Annotated in this window: 1 protein-coding gene; it reads left to right on the top strand. The window is 71.5% G+C overall.

Annotated elements, in window-relative coordinates; translation table 11 throughout:
* Positions 1–1923 (top strand): beta-ketoacyl synthase N-terminal-like domain-containing protein (locus tag ND748_RS30975; RefSeq protein WP_251749857.1); only part of this gene is annotated, 1923 nt, incomplete at both ends.

Genomic DNA, 1923 nt, shown 5'->3' on the forward strand with positions numbered 1-1923 from the left:
GGGGGTGGCGACGCGGGCCTGGCGTTCGCCCGCCGGCTGCTCGGCCTCGCGCCGGGGGACCGCGAGCGGCTAGCGCTCGACCTCGTGCGCGGACACGTCGCGACCATCCTCGGCCATGCCGGGCCGGCCAGCGTGAACGAGACCAGGGGCCTTCTCGACACGGGCATGGACTCGCTGACGGCGGTGGAGTTGCGCAACCGGCTGTCCGCCGCCACCGGCCTCGCCCTGCCCGCGACCCTGATCTTCGACTATCCCACCCCGGTCGCGCTGGCGCGGCACATCCTCGACGCGGCGCTCGGCGGCGCGGAAACACCCGCACCGCACATACCGGCGCCGGCCGTCGCGAGCACCGAGCCGATCGCCGTCGTCGGCGTCGCCTGCCGGTTCCCGGGTGGGGTGAGAACCCCGGAGGACCTCTGGGACCTCGTGGCGGCCGGCGTCGATGCCACCACGGAGTTCCCGACTGACCGGGGCTGGGCGGAGGACGTGTACGACCCGGACCCGGACCGCGTCGGGACCTCGTATGTGCGCCGCGGGGGATTTCTCGACGACGTGGCCGGGTTCGACGCGGAGTTCTTCGGGATCTCGCCGCGTGAGGCGCTGGCGATGGATCCGCAGCAGCGACTGCTGCTGGAGGTGGCGTGGGAGGTGCTGGAGCGCGCCGGGCTCGATCCGACGGCCCTGCGCGGCAGTCAGACCGGCGTCTATGTGGGCGCCGGCGGCTCCTCCTATATCTGCGACATGGAGGGGCTGCCGGAGACCGTCACCGGTCACGCCTTCACCGGCAACACGTCCAGTGTGCTGTCGGGTCGGGTGTCGTACACGTTTGGATTCGAGGGTCCGGCGGTGTCGGTGGACACGGCGTGTTCGTCGTCATTGGTGGCGTTGCATCTTGCGGCGCAGGCGTTGCGGTCGGGGGAATGCGGGTTGGCGCTGGCGGGTGGGGTGACGGTGTTGGCGAGTCCGGGTGGATTCATCGAGTTTTCGCGGCAGCGGGCGTTGGCATCGGATGGTCGGTGTAAGGCGTTCTCCGCGGACGCGGATGGTACGGCGTGGGCTGAGGGTGTCGGGTTGCTGGTGCTGGAGCGGTTGTCGGAGGCGCGGCGGCTGGGTCATCGGGTGGTGGGGGTGATTCGGGGTTCGGCGGTGAATCAGGATGGTGCGAGCAGTGGATTGACGGCGCCGAACGGTCCGTCGCAGGAGCGGGTGATTCGGGCTGCCGTGTCGAATGCGGGCCTGTCGTTGAGTGATGTGGACGCGGTGGAGGCGCATGGGACGGGGACGAAGTTGGGGGATCCGATCGAGGCGCAGGCGTTGCTGAATACCTACGGTCGCGATCGTTCCGATGGTCGACCGCTCTGGCTGGGTTCCCTCAAGTCGAACATCGGTCATTCGGTGGCGGCCGCGGGCGTGGGTGGGGTCATCAAGATGATGATGGCGTTGGAGCGGGAGGAGTTGCCGCGGACGTTGCACGTGGAGCAGCCGTCGCGGTTGGTGGACTGGGATGCCAGTGCGGTGGAGTTGCTGAGCGAGCCGGTCGTGTGGCCTCGGGGGCAGCGGGTGCGCCGGGCCGCGGTGTCGTCGTTCGGGGCTTCCGGGACCAACGCCCACCTCGTCATCGAGGAAGCGCCCGAGCACCAGCCGCGGGCCGTCACCGCCCCGCGGTCGTCGCCGGTACCCGCCGGCTCGCCCGTGCCATGGCTGGTGAGCGCGGGTAGCGCGGGTGGGCTGGTGACGCAGGCGCGGGCGTTGGCCGCGTTCGTGCGCGCGTCGGACGCCGACCCGGAGGCGGTCGGTCTGGCGCTGGCGGACCGACCCCTGCTTCGGCACCGGCTCGCCGTCCTCGGCGCCGACCGCGACAGCCTCCTCGCCGGTCTGGACGGTCGCGGGTCCGCTGCTGGCGGCGTCCGGACCGCCGGGGAC

The sequence above is a fragment of the Frankia sp. AiPs1 genome, from assembly GCF_023716945.1.
Taxonomy (GTDB): domain Bacteria; phylum Actinomycetota; class Actinomycetes; order Frankiales; family Frankiaceae; genus Frankia.